General features: G+C 39.3%; 22 protein-coding genes. 5 read left to right on the forward strand and 17 right to left on the reverse strand.

Annotated features, from left to right (window positions below):
* Positions 1–182 precede the first annotated feature (182 nt).
* The 7 genes from HMPREF2731_RS00705 to HMPREF2731_RS00735 form a co-directional block, all read right to left on the reverse strand.
* Complete coding sequence (locus tag HMPREF2731_RS00705) at positions 183–650, reverse strand: YaiI/YqxD family protein (protein ID WP_002293427.1); 468 nt, start codon at positions 648–650, stop codon at positions 183–185.
* The gene (locus HMPREF2731_RS00710; protein ID WP_002329728.1) at positions 634–2,007 is read right to left on the reverse strand and encodes a hypothetical protein; all 1,374 of its coding nucleotides are present in this window, start codon (positions 2,005–2,007) and stop codon (positions 634–636) included. The genes HMPREF2731_RS00705 and HMPREF2731_RS00710 overlap by 17 nt, the downstream gene beginning before the upstream one ends.
* A 322-nt stretch (positions 2,008–2,329) precedes the next feature.
* The gene (locus HMPREF2731_RS00715) at positions 2,330–2,818 is read right to left on the reverse strand and encodes a GNAT family N-acetyltransferase (protein WP_002293430.1); all 489 of its coding nucleotides are present in this window, start codon (positions 2,816–2,818) and stop codon (positions 2,330–2,332) included.
* Positions 2,819–2,839: 21 nt separating this feature from the next.
* Positions 2,840–3,442 (reverse strand): TVP38/TMEM64 family protein, encoded by a 603-nt coding sequence (locus HMPREF2731_RS00720; RefSeq protein WP_002293431.1) that lies wholly within the window; start codon positions 3,440–3,442, stop codon positions 2,840–2,842.
* 461 nt (positions 3,443–3,903) lie between these two features.
* Positions 3,904–4,533: a uridine kinase gene (udk, locus tag HMPREF2731_RS00725; protein ID WP_002289751.1), complete on the reverse strand. Its 630-nt coding sequence runs from the start codon at positions 4,531–4,533 to the stop codon at positions 3,904–3,906.
* An 83-nt stretch (positions 4,534–4,616) separates the two neighbouring features.
* Positions 4,617–5,312 carry a YjjG family noncanonical pyrimidine nucleotidase gene (locus HMPREF2731_RS00730; RefSeq protein WP_002293432.1) on the reverse strand — a complete coding sequence of 232 codons (696 nt, stop codon included), beginning with the start codon at positions 5,310–5,312 and terminating at the stop codon, positions 4,617–4,619.
* A 12-nt stretch (positions 5,313–5,324) separates the two neighbouring features.
* Positions 5,325–6,041, reverse strand: coding sequence for a 16S rRNA pseudouridine(516) synthase (locus tag HMPREF2731_RS00735; RefSeq protein WP_002293433.1), 717 nt, complete (start codon positions 6,039–6,041; stop codon positions 5,325–5,327).
* A 327-nt stretch (positions 6,042–6,368) separates the two neighbouring features.
* On the opposite strand from HMPREF2731_RS00735, the gene HMPREF2731_RS00740 reads away from it, so the two are divergent.
* The 3 genes from HMPREF2731_RS00740 (at position 6,369) to HMPREF2731_RS00750 (ending at position 9,178) form a co-directional block, all read left to right on the forward strand.
* Positions 6,369–6,977: a 50S ribosomal protein L25/general stress protein Ctc gene (locus HMPREF2731_RS00740; protein ID WP_002293435.1), complete on the forward strand. Its 609-nt coding sequence runs from the start codon at positions 6,369–6,371 to the stop codon at positions 6,975–6,977.
* A 325-nt stretch (positions 6,978–7,302) separates the two neighbouring features.
* Positions 7,303–7,626 (forward strand): DUF960 domain-containing protein, encoded by a 324-nt coding sequence (locus HMPREF2731_RS00745; RefSeq protein ID WP_002289744.1) that lies wholly within the window; start codon positions 7,303–7,305, stop codon positions 7,624–7,626.
* 181 nt (positions 7,627–7,807) lie between these two features.
* Positions 7,808–9,178, forward strand: coding sequence for an MATE family efflux transporter (locus HMPREF2731_RS00750; RefSeq protein WP_002293436.1), 1,371 nt, complete (start codon positions 7,808–7,810; stop codon positions 9,176–9,178).
* A gap of 128 nt (positions 9,179–9,306) precedes the next feature.
* On the opposite strand, the gene HMPREF2731_RS00755 is transcribed toward HMPREF2731_RS00750, so the two are convergent.
* From HMPREF2731_RS00755 to rpsO, 5 genes are all read right to left on the reverse strand, one after another.
* A complete protein-coding gene (locus tag HMPREF2731_RS00755; protein ID WP_002293437.1) occupies positions 9,307–10,608 on the reverse strand; it encodes a hemolysin family protein in 1,302 nt (433 codons plus the stop codon).
* A 216-nt stretch (positions 10,609–10,824) separates the two neighbouring features.
* Complete coding sequence (locus tag HMPREF2731_RS00760) at positions 10,825–12,816, reverse strand: KUP/HAK/KT family potassium transporter (RefSeq protein ID WP_002293439.1); 1,992 nt, start codon at positions 12,814–12,816, stop codon at positions 10,825–10,827.
* Between the two features lie 143 nt (positions 12,817–12,959).
* Complete coding sequence (locus HMPREF2731_RS00765) at positions 12,960–13,226, reverse strand: GlsB/YeaQ/YmgE family stress response membrane protein (RefSeq protein ID WP_002293441.1); 267 nt, start codon at positions 13,224–13,226, stop codon at positions 12,960–12,962.
* 510 nt (positions 13,227–13,736) lie between these two features.
* Positions 13,737–15,863 carry a polyribonucleotide nucleotidyltransferase gene (gene pnp, locus HMPREF2731_RS00770; protein ID WP_002342308.1) on the reverse strand — a complete coding sequence of 709 codons (2,127 nt, stop codon included), beginning with the start codon at positions 15,861–15,863 and terminating at the stop codon, positions 13,737–13,739.
* A 187-nt stretch (positions 15,864–16,050) separates the two neighbouring features.
* Positions 16,051–16,320, reverse strand: coding sequence for a 30S ribosomal protein S15 (gene rpsO, locus HMPREF2731_RS00775; RefSeq protein WP_002289282.1), 270 nt, complete (start codon positions 16,318–16,320; stop codon positions 16,051–16,053).
* 249 nt (positions 16,321–16,569) lie between these two features.
* Between rpsO and def the strand changes: the two genes are divergently transcribed.
* Complete coding sequence (def, locus tag HMPREF2731_RS00780) at positions 16,570–17,133, forward strand: peptide deformylase (RefSeq protein WP_002293455.1); 564 nt, start codon at positions 16,570–16,572, stop codon at positions 17,131–17,133.
* Between the two features lie 118 nt (positions 17,134–17,251).
* Here the strand turns inward: def and HMPREF2731_RS00785 are convergent, their stop codons facing one another.
* The 5 genes from HMPREF2731_RS00785 to HMPREF2731_RS00805 all read right to left on the reverse strand — a co-directional run bounded on the left by HMPREF2731_RS00785 (position 17,252) and on the right by HMPREF2731_RS00805 (position 20,999).
* On the reverse strand, positions 17,252–18,403 hold the full coding sequence (locus HMPREF2731_RS00785) for a hypothetical protein (RefSeq protein ID WP_002293453.1): 1,152 nt from the start codon (positions 18,401–18,403) through the stop codon (positions 17,252–17,254).
* Positions 18,404–18,417: 14 nt separating this feature from the next.
* On the reverse strand, positions 18,418–18,774 hold the full coding sequence (locus HMPREF2731_RS00790; protein WP_002293452.1) for a hypothetical protein: 357 nt from the start codon (positions 18,772–18,774) through the stop codon (positions 18,418–18,420).
* A gap of 140 nt (positions 18,775–18,914) precedes the next feature.
* Positions 18,915–19,436, reverse strand: a complete 522-nt coding sequence (locus tag HMPREF2731_RS00795; protein ID WP_070872067.1) for a transcription repressor NadR — start codon at positions 19,434–19,436, stop codon at positions 18,915–18,917.
* Between the two features lie 2 nt (positions 19,437–19,438).
* Positions 19,439–20,281 (reverse strand): chorismate mutase, encoded by an 843-nt coding sequence (locus tag HMPREF2731_RS00800; protein ID WP_002293450.1) that lies wholly within the window; start codon positions 20,279–20,281, stop codon positions 19,439–19,441.
* Positions 20,274–20,999, reverse strand: a complete 726-nt coding sequence (locus HMPREF2731_RS00805; protein ID WP_002293449.1) for an NAD-dependent protein deacylase — start codon at positions 20,997–20,999, stop codon at positions 20,274–20,276. The genes HMPREF2731_RS00800 and HMPREF2731_RS00805 overlap by 8 nt, the downstream gene beginning before the upstream one ends.
* A 175-nt stretch (positions 21,000–21,174) precedes the next feature.
* On the opposite strand from HMPREF2731_RS00805, the gene HMPREF2731_RS00810 reads away from it, so the two are divergent.
* Complete coding sequence (locus HMPREF2731_RS00810; RefSeq protein WP_002293448.1) at positions 21,175–21,471, forward strand: hypothetical protein; 297 nt, start codon at positions 21,175–21,177, stop codon at positions 21,469–21,471.
* The last annotated feature ends 79 nt before the right edge of the window (positions 21,472–21,550 follow it).

Consider the following 21,550-nt stretch of genomic DNA (forward strand, 5'->3'; position numbering starts at 1 on the left):
AAAAAAGTTGGGAGAAAGCTGTTCTGTCTCAAGCAATAAGAACGACCAAATAAAAATAGCTCCTCCTATTTTACCGTTTTTTGAGCGAGTACCGAAGAACAACAAAAAAAGGAACAAGGAACCCATTTATCCTGTTTCCCTGTTCCTTTTTGGTGTATTCGCGCACAAGTAAACTACCTTCGTTACCTACTATCTTCTGTACTTGGTAAACCTTGGTCAATTGCCTTTTTCAACGCTTGACGAAAAGCCGTATGATCTTTCTCCGTAAAAGGTTTTGGACCCTTTGTCCTTATGCCAGCTTTTCTTAACTTCCCACTATGGTAACGTTGTTCGAGAAGCGTACCGATATTCGCTTCGTCAAATTCTTTTCCAGAGTGATGGAATACTCGAACACCCTTCGGCAATACAAGTGAAGCTAAACCATAATCTTGCGTGATCAAAAAGTCATTCTTCTTAACCATACCGACGATTTTATAATCTGCACTATCAGCTCCACGGTCTACGTAGACGATTTGGACATGATTAGCGTATTCTTTGATCGTATAATGATCTACACTGGTTACGATAATCACGTCGAGACCATAGGATTCTCCTAACTTTATGACGTCGTCTTTTACTGGAGAACCATCCCCATCAATGAATAGCCTCATTCTTTTTCGCCTTCTTCCATAAATGATATACAGTCACCAATCCGCTCATTAAAAGACCGACATTGATCCATTTGGCTAAAATAAGCAGTTGCGCACTTGCTATCGGCACTGCTCCATGGTTCAGCATGATCAGTAGTAGATGGATTGGCTCTCCCATTTCTTTTGCTAAAATAAACAAAAGCGTCATCAATAAAAACTGGTGGATCACACTTCCTTTATTTTGAGTAGTGTATTTGGCAATAATCCGACGATCCATTGGAATAGCTACATCGGTTTGATAGTATTCCTTATTTAGCCAACTGCCTGTTACTACGTGCCAGAAACTAAGCAGAAAGACACCTATCGCAAAACCATTTGGAATCAAGAGGACCAGCAAAGAAGAACTCAGTCCAAGCAATTGCGTAGCCAATGGAGACCATGATAAACGTTTCAAAATCAATGGTCCGACTATTTTTGCTGCAATCAAACCGGCAGCATAAGGAAAATACATATAAAACGGAAGTTTCTCTAATCCGTACAGTATGCCAACATAAAAACTGCTAAACAAAAAAAGAAAATTCCCTAGCATTCCGTTTAGAAAAGTAAACAGATTCAGCCAACTTGGCAACTTCCATTCCTTCTTCTGGTGGCCTAAGACGAACACGAACACAATGAACAACACCAAGAAACCATAAACAGCAAGATCAAAAAGCCTTTCATCGAATAACAATCGGGCATTTCTCAAAAGAAACAATAAGCCAAAGAACACCAAAAATAAAACAAGCTCCCGCGTAGCCACTAGGTTTCTTTTAATATCTTTGAAATCCAGTTCGTAACGCGGATAATGACTGACCGTATGGTAGGCCATGACGTAAAAAAGTGTATAAATCGTAAAGCTTGCTGCAATCTGAGTCGGTGCAGGCAGTCCGATCGCTTGATACAGGATAAATAGCCAGATAGCTGCAAATAAGTATTTTTTCCCATCCATATTGATAAAGCCTTGCGTCTTCTCATGGAAATTGACCGTGATATTAGCAGGTACAAGCCATGCTGCACTCAGCCCTAGAAGAACACTTGAAAAATAAAACAAAGGAAAATAAAATACGCCTAGTATTCCAAGTAATGAACCAGTACCACCCATCAGCAGAGCGATCATCAGCAACGTGTAACTATCTAGACCAAATCGTAGACTATTGACTAAAAACAGCCCAGTCATCCGAAAGGCATAAAACAGCGTAAATGGCAAAATCGTCAGCCAATTATGCGAATCTGTTATTCCCAAAAATAAAAGATAAGGAATCAAAATAATCGTATTGCTTAAGATAAAGGGCGTTGTTTGCGTAAAATTGCGCCCAAATCGTTTGAGTTTTTCGAACATGACAATGGCTCCCTTAAACAGTCTTATAACTAATCTGCTCTTCGATTTTAGCATTAAAGGGGAAATAAACCAATTTTACAGAATATATTCTTGTAAAAAAAAATGCGGAAAGAAGCATAAGCTTCTTTCCGCATTTTTGCGGTACTTGATTACTCAAGCAGACAAGCCCTTCTCCACAAAAGTCTTGCCCGACACCCCTGCATCCGGCAGGTGATAAAGATAGAAATCAATTATCCTGTGCCTCCAAAATCAATTAGGAGCTCTGTAAACCAGAGTCCTTCTCGACCCGTCGCATGAAGTTACTTTAACACAGTTCCTAAGATTATGCGAGAGCTTTTTTCATTTTATAATCGACCATTTGAAATCCTTGACCGATATCTGAAACAAGTTCTTCTGTAATCTCAAACCCTTCATGCTTATAAACCTCGATTGCTTGGTGATTTCCCTGGTTCACTCGTAAAAAAATCTCTTTTTCCTTTGTTTGCGCAGCAAGTTCTTCATACCAGCGAAAAACCGAAGAAGTCAATCCTTGGCCACGGGCTTTATTCAGCAAATATAATTTACTTAAATAGATTTTACCTTTTATCTCTTCATAAGCAGTGTAACCAACAGTCTTCCCTTCACTTTTTAATAAAAAATAAGAAACGCCTTCTGCCAGTTCTTTTTGGATCTGCTTTTTTGACTGATAAGTTTTCAGCATATAATCGACTTGCTTTTGACCAATAATTGGTACAAAAGCTTCCGGCCATACTTCTTGAATGACTGCCATCAGCTCATCCAGTTCATTTTCTGTTACTTTTATTTTTTCCATACACCCACGTCCTTTTTTACATTATAAATGACCTTGCGCTTGATGGAATAAAAAGAGCATGATCATACTGTACACACCTACCGACCACGGCTTCAAGAAAATCACGATCTGCATAAACTCTCTAAAAGATAATTTCGTCAAACCAGCTACTAGACAGATTAAGTCGTCTGGCGCAAAGGGAAGCAGCAAGGTAACGACTAATACTTTTTTGATATCTTTCGTTTTTCTTGTCAGCAATTCATCAAATTTTTGATACTTTTTTGGCGATAAAATAAGCTGGACAAAGGCTACGCCATAGTAACGGACAAGCAAAAATCCGATTGCTTCTCCAATCACTAGACCAATACAACTATATAAAAGCCCAAATCCATTGCCAAACATCAGCATGCCAGCTACCGAAGAGATTCCTCCCGGCAAAATAGGAATGATCACTTGGATCACTTGCAGCAGAACAAATACTATCACTGCATACTTGCCGAATTCCTGGATAAACGCTTGCAAAGACGTGCTTGAACGAAAAATCCCATGATGATAAGCATAGAGAATCAACACAAAGAAAAACAACAGACCGATGATTGGCATGATCTGAAGACATTTTTGTAAAACTGATGCTTTTTTAGACATCTTTCTTCCTCATATCTTTTTTCATTTGCTAAAACTGCCTCCTTAGGGGGTGATGCAAAAGTAGCTTCTTCGGAAAATTCCTTCTTATTTATTGAAGCTGACTACTTCTGACACAACCTCTTGTTAAACGGTGTTCAAAAGCTTGCATCTGCGATAATAAACCCAACCAAACGAAAAACATGAGAAGCTGTTTTTGTTTGATTTGTTCTTATTACTGGATGCAGGGCAGCTTTTTCACGACCTCTGATTCACGGTGCTCAATCAGCTGACCTTCGGTATTAGCTCAAAAAACGGCAAAATATGAGGAACTATTTTTCCGTTTGTTTCTCTAATACTCAAGTCAAGACGCTGATTTCACAACCTCTTGTTATAAATAAAAAAACAGTTGACTGGTGACTGTTCAAAAAGCAGGATCCTTGCTTTTCAAACGGTCGCAGTCCGTTCAACTGTTTCGCTGCGCACTATTTATGGTTTAAGAAACTAGCCACTTTTGTTGTAATCAAATCAATAGCAACGTGGTTTTCTCCGCCTTCTGGAACAATGATATCCGCATAGCGCTTCGTTGGTTCGATAAATTGATGATACATCGGTTTAACAACTGTCAAATATTGCTCGATCACGGAGTCCAATGTGCGTCCCCGTTCTTCCATATCCCGTTTGATACGACGAATAATACGAATATCATCGTCTGTATCTACGTATACCTTGATATCCATCAAGTCACGCAGACGTTCATCTTCTAAGATCAGGATTCCTTCTAGAATGATCACTTCTTTTGGTTCCTGAATGATCGTTGCCTGACTTCTTGTATGCGCTACATAGTCATACACGGGTTTTTCAATGGCTTTATAGTTCAGTAAGTCGCCTACATGCTGAATCAGCAGATCATTATCAAAGGCAAAAGGGTGATCGTAATTTGTGTTCAATCGTTCTTCAAAACTCAAATGGCTCTGATCCTTATAATAAGAATCTTGTTCAAGCATCATGATGGAATGGTCCGGGAAGTTGTTGAAAATCGCACGGCTGACACTTGTCTTTCCGCTTCCTGACCCACCCGTCACACCAATGATAATTGGCTTGCTTTTTGTCATTGACTAAAACCTCTTTCGTATCCGTTTTTTCATTCTAATCTATTATAGCGAAAAAACACGAAAATGCTATATTTTTCTGAAAATTAATCCTTTTCAATTTCCAATAATGAGTAAAGTTCTTCTAAAGAATCGATTCGATAAGTGGGTTGGATCTCTTCGATTTCCGGCAATTTGTTTTTATTGAACCAAATCGTATCGATCCCTGCCATGTTCCCTCCTTTGATATCAGAAGTCAGTGAATCACCAATGATCACCGTCTGCTTTTTATCAAGATCAGGAATGTGGGAAAATACATGATCAAAAAATTCTTTCATCGGCTTTTGCGCTCCGACAGCTTCTGAGACAAATATATCTTTAAAATAATCAAGCATTCCTGCATCTGTTAAACGCTGATATTGAGTATGCGACACACCGTTCGTTACAATATAAAGTTCGGCGTGAGGATGGAGCTTTTTCAGAAGTTCTAGACTTCCCGGAATAAGATCATGTCCTTGGTTCAAGTAGTGACGATAGCGTTTCTCCATTTGGCGACTATCTACTGTTTTCCCAAATTGCTGGAAGAGTAATCCAAAACGACTGCCTGTTACTTCTTCTCGTGATAGTCTGCCCTTTTCAAATTCCTGCCATAAATGATGATTCAAAGCCTTATAGCTCGTTTTGATTTCTGGTGTCAATGTGATCCCTTGCTCTGCGAACAAAGCACTTAAAGCATTTGCCTCAGTTTGTTGAAAGTCTAGCAATGTATCATCAACATCAAACAATAAAGTGTTATATCTCATCCTTTTAATCTCCTATTTAAAATAAATACTTAACTTTTTCATCTCTGCTAGCGTCAACGATCGGTACTCGCCTACTGCCAAGTGTTCATCTAATTCCAATGGTCCCATGCTTAACCGCTTCAATGCGATCACTTTCTTTCCTTGGGCTAAAAACATCTTTTTGACTTGATGGAATTTCCCCTCTTGGATCGTCAATAAAACGGTACTTTGGTGCTTGTCTGCTTTGAGTATTTTTAGATTAGCCGGCTGGCATTGGTACCCATCAGCGAATACGATTCCTTTTTCAAATGCTGCTACGTCTGCTGATGTCACCCTTTCGTTCACCACTGCTTGATAAGTCTTTGAGACCTTTTTTTCAGGAAGGAGCATTTCATATCCCAATTGGCCATTCGAAGTAATCAGCAATAGTCCTGTTGTATCTCTATCCAGTCTTCCCACTGGATAGAGCGGCTGAAAACGATCGGCACTTGCAATCAGATCGATTACCGTCGTCTTTTCTGGATCTGACACAGCAGTCACAGCTTTTTTAGGCTTGTTGAGAAGATAGTAGGACTCATTTGTTTCTAAATGTTCACCTGCTACTTCAATCCGATGCAGCAAACTGTCTACATTTCGATTTTGTCGAAATTCGACTGTGCCATCGATCATCACTTGCTTCAAAGCAAACAGCCGCTTCATTTCCTTACGTGTCGTTTCTAATTTTTCTTCTATTAATTTATCTAAGCGCATACCGTTTCCTTTCTTATTACTAATAAGAATTATACCTTGAATATGTTTGCTTGCAAATAAATCATCAACGTTATTCCTTGACTTAACTAGCAGTTCGCGTTACGGTTAAAGAGTAAAGTGAATTGGATTTCTCATACACAGCGTAATGACCTGGTGGAGAAAAGTTGAATCCTGACTTTCTAAGGGGAGATGCGCACATCTCTCCTTTTGCGTTTTTTAAGCGCCCTGCCTTCGATGATGTGCAAGAGATTAGCCTTTAGAATTCACTTAAATAAAATCTGTCCGTTACCAAAGCAGACAGTCACATTTTAAGGAGGAATTTTGGTTATGTCAGTATCATTAGAAGTAAGTAAAAGAGAAGTACGTCCCCGTTCATTAAGAAATAAACTTCGTCATGAAGGGAAAGTTCCAGCTGTTGTTTATGGGTATAAAATAGAAAGTACCCCTATCTCATTCGATGGTTTGACACTAAGCAAATTGCTGCGTGAACATGGAGCAAACACAGTTATCACGATGGACATTGACGGACAAAAAGTCAATACATTGGTTCATAAGATCCAAACGAACACTTTTACTAATCATTTCGAACATGCAGAATTTCTATCTGTCAACATGTCGGAAGAAACAGAAGTCGAAACAGAAGTCGTTCTTGTTGGCGAATCAGTTGGTGTCAAATCGGGTGGAGTGTTAGCTCAAAACTTGTATACAGTAGTCGTATCTGCTACACCAGACAAATTGCCTGAACGAATTGAAGTCGACGTGACAAACTTGGAATTAGGCGATTCTATTACAGTAGCCGATCTTCCAAAAAACGACGATTACAAGTTCGTGACCGACAGTGAAGAACAAATTGCTGCTGTAGTCGCTCAAAGTGAAGAAGAAGAAAGCACAGGTGAAGGCGGCGAACCAGAAGTAATCGGTTCAAAAGAAGAATAATACTGAAACAATCAGGTGGTGTTAGAAGCGGCGGGTCAGCAGCTTTTAACACGCCTTTTTTATTTCTAATCGTTTATTTTCATATGGGGCTTCCGCTTTTGTAAATAGCTTTGCAAACGAAAAATGCTGATTTACCAAGCTTTTCCTCGCATATTTTTATCGTACCTTTATAAAAATTTATACTTTGAAAAAAAGTATTCAATTATTGTTGCATTTTTCCTGATTCTTTATTAGAATGAACCCTCGTTAAAGTAAGTATTTCTAGTTTATCCTATGATTGATTATAAAAATAAAAACATTCGTTGATTCGAAGGAGGTTAACCAGATGTTTGAAAGTTTTGATAGCAGCCGCAACCGTTACGCTTCAGTTGGTGTAGTATCAAGTTTGCCAGATGAATTGATTGACAGTATATGGTTTATTATTGACCTAGATCTTAAGGGAGTCATTCCATTAGAAAATATATTAACCTTTGATTTGATCGAAAATCGTGGAAAAGTGACGATGCATTTTTCTCAAGCAGGAAGCAATGTGGAAATGGATATTGATTTGCCGTTTGCCTATTCGAACCAATTTCCTGCTCAAGTATACGCCTATGATGACGGTACGAGAGAAACGATCCTTTTACCAAGTGAGATCAGACAATATTAAGGTGATAGATAAACGTGGATGTCCCTTATTTTACAGACCAGGCCAAGTTGTTGATTCTTTGACTCAATTCTTGGCTTCTTTTTATGGAATTTCATCAATTATCATTGATTTCTAATTGGTATTCTCAGGATAAACGCTATATACTACTAACTAAATTTTAAAGATATAAGGAGTTTAAAAGATGCGCGATTTAACAAAAGGAAGCCCCGCTAAACTGATTTTGCTGTTCACTGTTCCTTTACTGATCGGAAACGTTTTTCAGCAGTTTTATAATATGATCGATATGATCATCGTGGGTCAGACACTAGGTAAAAATGCGCTGGCAGCGGTTGGTGCAACTGGAAGCCTGACATTTTTGATCATTGGTTTTGCCCAAGGATTAACAGCTGGTTTAGCCATTATTACTGCACAACGTTACGGTGCAAAAGATTATCGGGGTCTGAAGAAAAGTTTTGCTGCTAGTGTTGTTATTAGTCTTGTCGTCACTGTGATTTTAACTGTCCTGAGTCTCCTGTTTATTCGTCCGATGCTTCAGTTGATGCAAACTCCTCCTGAAATAATTGATCAAGCACAAACATTTATTTCAATTATTTTGTTAGGGATCTTTGCATCCGTCAGTTTCAATTTGCTTTCTAATGTCATTCGCGCACTTGGTGACAGCCGCACACCATTATTCTTTCTGATCATTGCGGTCATCATCAATGTCGTACTTGATTTGATTTTTATTATCTATTTTGGTATGGGTGTGGAAGGTGCAGCTATTGCTACCGTAATCGCACAAGTTTCTTCTAGCGTACTGTGTCTTGTGTATATCAAGAAAAAGATGCCTTTATTACAGTTACGCAAAAAAGATTTCAATTTTGACAAAGAAGAGTTTCGTGTACATCTAAATGCAGCTTTGCCAATGGCGTTCCAGTCTTCAATCATCGCTGTCGGTGCTATCGTATTACAAGCGGCACTAAATAGCTTAGGGACAGATGTTGTGGCTGCTCAAGCCGCTGCTGGTCGTATTGATCAATTTGCCAATCAACCGATGATGTCATTTGGTATCGCAATGGCGACTTTCACTGCACAAAACTATGGTGCAAAGGAATATGGCCGAATCTTGCAAGGTGTACGACAAACTTTATTGATGAGTGTCGGATTTAGTCTTTTAGCAGGTGCTATCGTCATTTTCTTTGGACATTTCTTTGTTCAACTGTTTGTTAGCCCATCAGAAACACATGTATTTGAATTAGCACAAACCTACTTCAATATCAATGGGTCTCTTTACTGGATCTTAGCAGTCCTGTTCATTTTACGCTACACGCTTCAAGGTCTTGGACAAAGCAAGATTCCTACGATCGCCGGTATGATGGAATTGCTTATGCGTTCTTTTGCAGCTATCGTTCTTACAGGAATGTGGGGGTATCCAGGAGCCGCAGCAGCTTCTCCTCTAGCTTGGATCGGCTCTGTTGCTGTGTTGCTTTACTCTTACATGCGTTCGATGAAACAATTGAAACACATGGGTGAAGAGGAGCATTTCACGTTAGAACATGCCGAAGCAAGGTAACCTTGATTAAAAGAAATCGGTGCGGCTAAAAATGAAAACTTTTATTGAAAATATCTTCTTCGTTTACCGAAAACAGGTTTTTTAGATAACAAAAGGCTGTGACATTTTTTGTCACAGCCCTTTTTCATTTATTCTGCTTCTCTTTCCATGGTCTCTACTTTGAAATAATCGATATGTGCATGCTGGTATTCTAATACCGTGAAGCGAAATGAGGCAATCTCAATGATCGTTCCTGCGTTTATTTCTTTGTATCGGCTAGAAGCAAATCCCGCAAGTGTAGTAAAATTCGTTTCTTCAAACTCTGGAATCTCTACATGAAAATAACGTTGGAAATCATCTAATGTTAGTTTGCCGGAGACGATATAAGAGCCATCTGACTGTTCCGCTATCAACGCTTCGTCCAAATCTGTCTCATCCCGGATTTCCCCGACGATTTCTTCTAAAATATCTTCAATCGTCACTAAGCCGCTTGTCCCTCCATATTCATCTTTTAAGATAGCAATATGTTTTCCTTTTTTTCGCATGATCGTCAATAATTTTTTTATAGGGATCGTTTCAGTTGTGACGATTGGCTCTTTAATCAAATGTTCTACTGTCAGTTGGTCATCTTTATAAGATTGCTTGATCAAATCTGGTAAGGTAACATAACCTAGAACATTGTCTTTGGATTCTAAAATCACTGGATAGCGAGTATGTCCTTGCTCGATCGAAGCTTTTATCGCTTCTTTTACTGTTTCTGAAGCTTCGAATACTTGCATAGACGTACGATCTACTTGTATATCTTTTGCCAAGGTATCATCAAATTCAAACACGTTTTCCAAATAATGATATTCTTCTTTGGTCAACTCTCCTTTTTCATAAGAATTCAATGCGACTAATGTCAGCTCTTCTTGAGACAAGGTTTCTTCTCCTTCAGATACGAGGCGCACACCTAAAAGCTTTCCTAGACCCGCTGCCGAATGATTCAATACCCAAATAAAAGGAAACATTACTTTATAAAAATAATGAAGCGGTTTGACTACGAACAAGACGACCTTCTCCGTATTGACGATACTATAGCTCTTAGGAAGCAGTTCGCCAATAACCACATCGATATACGTCACTAAAATAAATCCTAGCGCCACAGAGATTGTACTGCTGATAGCCGAACTGAAAGGTAGTTTACCAATCACTGGTTCCAGTAGAGCCGCGACAGAGCCTTCACCGACCCACCCGATGATCAGACCGGTTAGCGTAATTCCTAATTGACTAGCTGATAAATAATTATCTAAATGGTGTGTAACATGAAGAGCTAGCTTGGCGTTCTTCACGTTTTCCTTTTCTAGTTGTTCCAATTTAGATCGTCTGATTTTCACTAAAGCAAATTCACTTGCTACAAAAAATGAAGTAATTGCGATCATCAAAAATAAAATAATGAAATTGATAACCATATTCTCCCGCCTTTCTCTTTTTCTATTGTACCCTTTTTCTACAAAAAGATTGAAAATAATGCGTATTTATATTAGGAATAAAAAAGGAGATATGGCTGAAAAATGCCACATCTCCTTCTTACTCAAAAGCATTGCATTACTTGTTGCTAAACAGCTTTTTCATGATTTCTGATAAAAACGGTATTCAAAAGCTGAATTCAGATCAAAGCGCTACTTTCACAATCGCTCTTTCAACCATGTTTTCCGAGTATTTCCAATGATAAGCGGAACAGTTTCATGTTTTACTTCACTGTACTCTAGCCCAAACCATGTTTCTGGCGAGGTAGCGATTTTTTTGATTGCCAGTTTTGCCTGCATGATTTGACGCTGCCATTTTCCTAGAGTTGTCACATTGGAGACTACTTCATCAATCAGGACAAATTGGAAATCGCCAACTTCCCGTCCTGGTGTCAGAGAGTATCTTTGTGGCTGTTTTGGCAAACGGCCTTGTTTCATCAAATCATGGATGACTTGGCGAACATATACATTGATTTCCTGTTGGACCCTGAAACCTAAGAACAGATTCACTTGGACAATAAAGTCGGTGCCCATCATATCTACTTGATATTCTTTCGTATATGGCTCATCCGTCACTTCCACATGAACAAACCAATAAACTCGTGCTCTTTTAGGTCGCTTATCTAAAATCGAATAGATGAACTGTCGTCCCACTTTGTCTTCAGCCATATCAGGCACTAAGAAGACTACATTCGTCTGATAGATTGGTAAAGAAGTATCATCACGTAATTCTTTAAGCTGAGGGATATAATCTCTCAAAGACACATCCTCAGTTGACGATTCGCGGATGATGTTTCCTTGTTCCCAAATGAACATCACAACTAAGATGATCAAACCAATCAGAACGGCTACAAAACCGCCACGGAAGAATTTGACGACACTTGAGATAAAGAAAACAACTTCTATTGCACCAAAGAAAAAGGTAACTAAATATGCAAACCAACGAGAATGCCCATTTTGGATAAGATAAAAGTAAAGCAGTGCCGTCGTCATCAACATGGTCACCGTGATTGACAGACCATAAGCAGCTTCCATATGATGGGAAGTTCGGAATGTGACAACCACTAGAGAACAGGCGATCCATAGAATCAGATTGACTGCTGGGATATACATTTGCCCGATACTGTTTCCAGGATACATGATCTTTAATCGAGGCAGCAGTTTCAACTTGATGGCTTCCGAAACCAGCGTAAACGAGCCTGTAATCAATGCTTGCGAAGCAATCACCGCAGCAACTGTTGCAAAAGCAACGCCAATCACGATCCAACTTTGAGGCATCATTTGGAAGAATGGATTCAGGTTCTTGATTTGCTGTGCTTCAGGGTTTTGATAAATATTCAATAACCATGCAGCCTGCCCAAAATAATTGATAACCAAACAAATTTTGACGTAAGGCCAGCTCAAACGAATATTTCGTTTGCCGACATGTCCAAGATCGGAATAAAGCGCCTCTGCACCTGTCGTAGCCAAGAAAATATTTCCAAGAATGAACAAGCCTAGTTTGTTATCTGCACTAAAAAGCAGCTGGATTGCGTAATAAGGGTTCAATGCACGGATAACTGTCCAATCCTGGCTAAAATTCAGCAACCCCATTACTCCTAAAAAAGTAAACCAAGCGAACATGATTGGTCCGAATGCTTTTCCGACAATATCTGTCCCAAAGCGTTGGACCATGAATAAGACAAAAATAATAACTAAAGTGATAATGACGATCACGTTCTGGTTATTACCGAACCGGTCAAAAAACTGCGGAATTCCCCGCAATCCTTCAATCGCAGTCGTTACTGTCACAGCAGGGGTCAATACCCCATCTGCTAATAAGGCAGCTCCTCCGATCATTGCAGGAATGATCAAATATTTCCCACCTTTTCGGACAAGTGTGTAGAGTGAGAAAATTCCACCTTCCCCATGGTTATCTGCATTCAATGCAATCACGACATATTTGATCGTTGTTAGTAGAGTCAATGTCCAAAAAATCAATGAGACTGATCCGATAACAAAATCAGGATTGATTCCTGTCAATCCGCCATTATCTTCAACAATCGATTTCATCACGTAAAGCGGACTTGTCCCGATGTCTCCGTAGACGACTCCCATCGCTACAAGCAGGCCAGCCATTGATATCTTTTTGGTATTGTGCGTTGTTGCCACGTTTTTCCCTCATTTCTTGTTATATGGATGTCCTTTAGGTAAGCTTGAATGATAGACGATCTTCTTATCCATGACACCCGCTTTCCTAAATTGCTTCTAATTATCCAAGTAACACACTGAAGTGTCAACTTATTTGAATAAAATTATTCTTTCTTTGGTCGTTCCCTGATGCGTCTTGCCACAAATGAATAAAGAGCAAGGCAAAAAATTGCACCCAATAATGCTGGGATCAAATAAAAACCGCCAAGTTCCGGTCCAAGCGGTCCTAGTAAAAATTCGCCAAGCCAGCTGCCTAAAAAGCCGATAATGATATTTCCAGATACACCACCTGGGACTTCCTTTCCCAAAATGGCACCAGCTATCAAACCTAACACACCGCCGATAAACAACGACCATAAAAAGTTCAGCATAGCCTTCCCCTCCTTCGTCCCTTTATCTCACTTTTATTTTACGCTTTATTTAGAAGGACTCCAAAAATATGCACCAAGAAACTCCAGAAAAAAAGAAGTTGTGACAAAAGTGTTCAGCTTATTTCCGTAGAAGCTGCTTCTGGAACACCGTGAATCAGAGGTTGTGAAATCAGCGGTTTGACCTGAGTATTAGAGAAACAAACGGAAAAATAGTTCCTCATATTTTGCCGTTTTTTGAGCTAATATCGAGGGACAGCTGATTGAACACCGTTTATTGGAGAGGTTGTAAAAAAGCTGTTCTGCATCAAGTAATAAGAACAGCCAAGTAAAAACAGCTCCTAATGTTTTTAACTTGGCTGGACTGATTACCGCAGATGCAAGCTTTTGAACACCGTTTATTCGCAAAAAAAGGACTGTGACAAAAAACTGTCACAGTCCCCTTTTTTCGAATAATTGTTGTTCTCCTGCCAATTTCTTGATCACAAGACACAATATTCATAAGAATTAAAATTATTTTGCTTCGTTTTTCGTTGAATCATCTTCATTCAACATTGCTTTTCTTGACAGATTTACGCGTCCTTGTTTATCGATTTCAGTTACTTTCACAAGGATCTCATCACCTAGTTTAACAACATCTTCGACTTTATTGACACGATCGTTTGCCAATTGAGAAATATGGACAAGTCCATCTTTTCCTTTGATCAAGTTGACGAATGCACCGAATTTTTCGATACGGACAACTTTCCCTAGATAAACTTCACCGACTTTGACTTCTTTTGTCAGATCTTCGATGATCTTGATGGCTTTTTTGATCATTTCTGCATCAGCAGAAGCAATACTTACTTTTCCATCTTGATCGATATCGATTTTTACACCCGTTTCATCGATGATTCCATTGATCGTGTCTCCGCCTTTACCGATGACGTCTTTGATTTTAGCAGGTTCAATCTGGATCATTTCGATTTTTGGTGCATATTGGCTTAATTCTTCACGTGGAGCAGCAATCGTTGAAGTCAATTCTTCTAAGATTTCCATACGTGCTTGTTTTGCTTGAGTCAATGCTTCAGTTAGGATTTGTTCTGTGATTCCTTGGATCTTGATATCCATCTGCAAAGCAGTGATCCCATCTTTTGTACCGGCAACCTTAAAGTCCATATCGCCAAGATGATCTTCCAACCCTTGGATATCTGTTAAGATCGTATAGTTCTCACCATCAGAAACAAGTCCCATCGCAATACCGGCAACAGGCGCTTTGATTGGTACTCCTGCATCCATCAATGCTAACGTGCCAGCACAGATACTTGCTTGGGAAGAAGAACCATTTGATTCCAATACTTCTGCTACCAAGCGGATCGTATAAGGAAATTCTTCTTCTGAAGGGATTACTTGTGCCAATGCACGTTCTCCTAATGCGCCATGTCCGATTTCCCGACGACCTGGAGATCCTGCACGTCCTGTAGAACCAACAGAAAATTGAGGGAAATTGTAGTGGTGGATGAATCGTTTGCTGACTTCAACCCCTAAACCGTCAATGATTTGGTGCTCTCCTAAAGGTGCGAGTGTACAAGCAGATAAAGCTTGTGTTTGTCCTCGTGTGAACAATCCTGAACCATGTACACGTGGCAATAAGCTGACTTCTGATGACAATGGACGGATTTCATCCAATTTACGCCCGTCAGGACGGATTTTATCGATGGTAATCAATTCACGTACGACATCTTTTTCCAAATCTTCCGTGATTTGTTTGACTTCTTTCAATAAGTGATCTTCATCTTCGTGACCTGCAAATTTCTCAGCGTAAGCTTCACGAATATCGAGTTTCACTTGCTCAATGTTCTCTTCGCGAGCAAGTTTTTCTTCGGTCATTACTGCTGCTTTCATTGTAGCGTAAGAAGCATCAAAGATTTCTTTTTTCAATACTTCATCAACTTGCAGTAAAGTGACTTCCATTTTTTCTTTTCCTACTGCTTGAACGATTTCTTCTTGGAAAGCAACTAATTCTTTGATAGCGTCAAAACCAAACAGCAATGCACCAAGCATGTCTTCTTCTGAAACTTCTTTCGCGCCACTTTCAACCATGTTGATCGCTTGTTTCGTACCAGCAACAGTCAATTCGATATCTGTTTGTTCTGCTTGCTCTACCGTTGGATTCAAGACATACTCACCATTTACACGACCAACTTCTACACCTGCAATCGGACCATCAAATGGGATATCTGAGATCGATAATGCTAAAGAAGAACCTAACATCGCTGCCATAGCTGGTGAACAGTCAGTTTCTACACTCATCACGATGTTCGTTACTTGGACTTCATTACGGAAGCCTTCCGCAAACATCGGGCGAATCGGACGGTCGATCAAACGGGCAGTCAATGTTGCTTCCGTACTTGGACGACCTTCTCGTTTGATGAAACCTCCAGGGATTTTCCCTGCTGCATACATTTTTTCTTCATAATTGATCGTTAATGGGAAAAAGTCTGTATCTTTTGCTTCTTTAGAGGCCACAGCTGCACTTAAGACCACTGTATCTCCATAACGGACTAAAACGGCTCCGTTTGCTTGTTTTGCTAGCTGACCGACTTCGATTTGTAAGGGACGGCCGCCCCATGTCGTTTTGAATACTTGTTTTTCTGACATAACTTCTCCTTTTCCTTCTCGTGAAAGCAAGACGCTACTAAACAAATGAAAACTGCTGAAAGCCGTTTTTTGAGCAGCTTTCATTTGGTTAGTAGGAGTCCATCTAGCTTGATCACGGAATTTTGCTTAATTGATATACGAGTAAAAAAAGTGAGATTCATGTGAATCCCACTCTTTTTGACTAAAATTAACGACGCAAGCCTAAACGTTTGATCAATTCGCGGTAACGTTGAACGTCAGTTTTACGTAAGTAAGCTAACAAGTTACGACGGTGACCAACTTTTTTCATTAGGCCGCGGTATGAATGATGGTCTTTTTTGTGCACGCGTGCATGTTCATTCAAGTGGTTGATTTCTTCAGTTAATACAGCGATTTGTACTTCTGGAGAACCAGTATCCCCTTCATGGCGAGCATATTCGTTGATGATTTCATTCTTGCGTTCTTTTGAAATTGCCATTTCTTTCACCTCTTTCGATTATTCCCCTGCGACTGAGTAAAACGTTGGTGATTCGCTTAACCAAGTGGCAGGCCGTGCGCCTAGAGCACACAGCTATACTTTACCTGAAACCGGGCTGGAAATCAAGTGGTTAATCATTAAGAAAAAGTAGTTTTCAAACAATCTTACTACTACTTTTCCATTTTTGTGGTAAACTATAATGCGAAAATAGACTTGAATATAGTCTTTTAAGAAAGGGGTACATATTCCATGATTACAATGGATGATATCATTCGTGAAGGAAATCCGACCTTACGCGAAGTAGCAGAAGAAGTTTCTCTTCCATTAAGCGAAGAAGATATCTCTTTAGGAAAAGAGATGCTTGAGTTCTTAAAAAACAGCCAAGATCCAATCAAAGCTGAAGAATTGCACTTACGAGGCGGTGTTGGCTTAGCTGCACCTCAATTAGATATTTCTAAAAGAATCATTGCTGTTCACGTACCAAGTGCAGACCCAGAGGTAGATGAACCTTCTCTAAGTACTGTTATGTATAATCCTAAAATTTTGAGCCATTCTGTTCAAGATGCTTGTTTAGGGGAAGGTGAAGGCTGTTTATCTGTTGACCGAGAAGTACCAGGATATGTCGTTCGCCATGCCAAAATCACTGTGTCTTATTATGATATGAATGGTGAAAAACACAAGATTCGTTTGAAGAATTATGAATCGATCGTCGTTCAACATGAAATCGACCATATCAACGGTGTGATGTTCTATGACCACATCAACGATCAAAATCCATTTGCATTAAAAGAAGGCGTATTGGTGATCGAGTAGAGACTTGGATTGATCCTTCGATTCTATGGCATAAGAAAGCTTTATAAAAGGGAAGTGACAGAAAATCGTCACTTCCCTTTTTATGTTTTGTCACTGACTGAAATCAAAATTACTAAAATCAAAATTCAGCATACGGCTGTGTCTTGGATAGAGATAAATTTTTATTGGGGATTATATGTTTTTTATCTCCTAAAAGATAGCTTTTATGTTTCGTTGCGCCTTCTTGGAGTTGGTTTAACCTCTGTTTTCTTGAATTTAGTGTTGCTATGCCCGTTGTTTGGGTGCGATTGTCTAGAACCTGTCCTGAGTTACTGTCTTGCCGATTTTCCCATGACTTTATTAACTGTCCCACTCGCTTCTTCCCTTGATTTTTATCGGTCTCTTGCTTCAATCCCTCTCTGTTTTCCCAAGAATCTACTTTTACCAACGGTTTTTCTGTTCGTGTATTCATACGCACGTTTTGTTTTGTTGGACTATTTGGTTGCCGATTGTTTAATTGATCATCCGCTTTATGTTGTACATTAGCTGCTGTTATGAAATCTGACAGCGGCTTTTGGTGATGGCGAGAAGCTAAATCAGTTAGTTGCGCTGACTTGTTTGGATGTAACCCTTTTGACTGAGTCGACTGTCCCACTGGTCTTAGGTCCATGCCAAAGTCGTTGACAGATATTTTCCATAATTCAGGGTTCCTATCCATATACATCTTTTTATCATCTTTCTTGTCTATGCTTTCATCTCTTTCTTTCGAGAAAGGCTTTGTCTGTTCTGATGTAGCAAAATTGATGTTTTCCAGCGGAGTCTCACGTTCTGCCTTTGTATCAGAAGCCTCTTGTTGCCGAGTGATCACTGAATGCTTTTGCTCATTGGATAGGTCTTTTAGTTGTTGGGTGGGTTCCTTCTTAGCTACTTGAGTTGGAGCTAGTGTAAGACACGTTGTTTGACATTCCTCTTGCCACACCGTAGCAAGATCTTCGTCTCTTTCCCAAGGCATCTTTTCAACGAACTCTTTTTGCTCGTTATATAAATAAATCTTCCCCTCTAATCCTTCATTGTTGTGATATACATATCGGAGTACTTGACTAGAGTAGCTTCCTTCCACTCCATTAGCAATGTTACATTCCATCTCGTACACACTTTCTTGCCAATCTTCTACTATCATTATTAATTCAGTAGCATCCACACCACCATCAGCTGCATCCATTGCATGTAAAAATTCTGGATCATAGTAAAGGTTCAACTCAACCACTGGGCTTGTTTTTGCTACTTCCACGGCTATTTGTCCTCTCAAGTTGTACAAATAATCATCGAATTTTTTTTTTCAGAATCGATTGATTCACTATCAAAAGTTATATTCAGATTTTTACAGATATTCTCTAATTTAAGTTCTTCAAACTTTCTGCTAACCTTTTGGAAATCCTCCCATAAAGCCCATTCTTTTGTTTCAGGGGAAAGATATGCCGTAAAGTTTTCAAAGAATTGCTGTTGAATGTTCTTATCAGAAATCTGTGGTGCATGCTTAAACACAGTATCTGTTATAGCAGTTAAATAATTAGTGTAATGTTTTTCTTTGTACTGATCAAATTCCAATCCTTTGTCAATATATAAGCTGATTTTTTGTTCTTTCTGTTTATCAGTGTCCATCTTGAACATCTCCTTTTTTCTGACTTGTTAAAAAGTATAGAACAGTTTACTTAAACAAAAAGAACTGCTTTTTCTTGAAAATAAAAAAACTGGCGTTTAAATTCCGCCAGTTCTTCGGTGTTATTTTTTTATGGAGCTTGTTATCCTTCGTATAAGATACCTGCTTCAGCTAGTTCTTGCTTGATTGTTTTCAGCATATGCTTTTCTGGGTAGCGGATCGTATGCAGATGGATTCCTCCTGTGAGTTCGGATAATAAAGAAGCATTGCTTTTTTGATAACGTCTCATAAATGAATCGATGTCTTGTGGCGTTTTAATGTGCAACGTGCCTGTTAATTCACCGTAAAGCGGATGTTCTACGATCACATCAATGATTTCACCGCCATTTTCAACGATGAGTCTCAACTCTTCTTCTGTTTGATTTTTTCCATGCTGGACCGCGATTTTACTGATATGTCCAGTATTGGTTTCTTCTGTTTCAAGGATATAACCTCTTGCTGTTGCCACAATACTTTTACCTGCCGCTCGTAGTAAAGCAACATCACCGACAATAATCTGACGGCTGACTCCAAAAGTTTTCGCAAACTTGCTAGCACTCACTGGTTTTTCTGTATTTGCCAAGGTTTGCATGATTTGTTTTCGCCGTGCCTCTCCTTCGATCACACTTATTCCTCCTTCATTTTGTTTTGGTATTCGCGCGAGTGTTTCATCAAATCAACATATGTGTCTGTTATTGTTTCCTTGTATCCCTTATTTTTCAGCAGTTTAGCAACTTTATCCAATACTTGCTGCTCTCTTTTTTCATCATAAACTGCTTGGTTTCCTTCTTTTTTTACTTGTCCTATTTTAGTTACTGTATCCATTCTTTTTTCTAATAAAGCAACTAATTCTCGATCGATCGTATCGATCTTTTGACGTAATGTTTCAAGAGACTCTTCTAACGGTTCTTCCTCTACTGTCTTGATGATACGAGCAGGATTTCCTGCAATCACTACATTGTCGGGGAAAGATTTGGTCACAACCGAACCTGCGCCGACCACTACATTGTTTCCTAGCGTGACACCCGGCGTGACGATAACGCCTCCGCCTAACCAAACATTATCACCGATTTTTATGGGTTTTGCGTACTCCAAACCACTGTTACGTTTCACTGGATGTAATGGATGTGTTGCCGTATACAGCTGGACATTGGGAGCGAACATGCAGTTATCACCGATTTCGATTGTGCTGACATCTAAAAATGTACAGTTGAAATTTGCATAAAAATTCTCACCGACAAATATATTATATCCGTAATCAAAATTGATAACTGGCTCCATATAGATTTTTTTTCCTGTACGACCAAATGTCTCTTTCAACAATTGGGATCGCAGTTCCGCTGATTCGGCTTGGTTGATGATTTGGCTTTGACTTCTTGCAAACATACGGTCGGCAACCAGCTCAGGATCATTGGCAAAATAAAGCTCGCCTGCAATCATTTTTTCTTTTTCTGTTTTGAATTCAGTCATAGTCTACTCCTAATTCTTGTATTTTTTTGAAAACAACCGCTCCGTCTTCCTGAATAAACGTATAAGGTTCCGCTAAATAAACAGGCGTTTGATTGATTACTAAAATTTTGGCTGACGGTTGGCGAAATTGTACCAGATCACAAAATGGATGAACTTGAAAACTCGTTCCAACAATGACGACCAGCTCTGCTTGGCTGACGGCGTAAGCCGCCTGCTCAATGACTTCATCTTGGAATCCTTCACCATATAACATGATGTTTGGGCGTATTTGTCCGCCGCATGCTTGATGTTTGTCGCTGTGAAGATATTCTTTCCAGTCTACTGTTTGCTTACATTTTCGACAATGACATTGATACAAACTTCCATGAAAATTGACGAGTTGCGGGCTTTTAGCTTTTGCGTGCAACCCATCGATATTTTGCGAAACGACCCAGACATTTTTTTCTTTCGCTAGACGTGCCATTTCTAAATGAATAATATTTGGTTTTGCTTCAGGATGATAAATCTTTTTGACAAATTGATAGAATTTATCTGGTTCATTTACCATTGCTTGATGACTCAGCAAGTATTCCGGCTGTTCCATTCCGTGGTAGATTCCTGTCAGTGATCGATAATCTGGCACTCCAGAAGGTGTGGATACCCCAGCACCGGTCAAAAACGTGATTTTCTGATGAGTCAATATCTCTTTTGCTGCTTCGTCTACTGTTCCTTGTTTCATGTTTTGTCACCTCACTTTCCATTATAGCCCATACTCCAACAAATTTATTGTTGAAAAGTGTGAAAAATAGGAATAAAAAAGTGTGAGGTACATTTGAACAATTTATCACAATCCTCACTGACAAAAGAATGAAAACGTGTTACAATACTGCTGTATAAAAGTGAGGTGAATCGATATGTTACCATTCTTTATTTACTGGGGCGTTATTCTGGCTTGCATCGCCTGGTTAGCGTTAAGTGTTTATTTCTCTGTTTTTTACCTTGTACGCAAAGAAAACGGAAATCTTTGGGCTTTTGCTTTATTCAACGTGATTGCCGCCATTGTTTTAGCCATTACATTAGCCGTTTATCGAACATGGGGCTGGGGAATCACCCAATACTCAAGTTTGATTTATCTAATATTAGCCATTTACGGTGTCGTTGTTCTTTTGCAAGCGATCCTAGGACGCGAGCCAAAGAAAGCGGCTGCTTAAATAATCGAGGTGGAACTGGATGCAGGAAATTTTCTGTTTCAGTTCTTTTTTTATTGTGTTACATACATTTTTGTGTATA

The sequence above is a fragment of the Enterococcus sp. HMSC072F02 genome (assembly GCF_001837725.1).
Lineage (GTDB): Bacteria > Bacillota > Bacilli > Lactobacillales > Enterococcaceae > Enterococcus_B > Enterococcus_B lactis.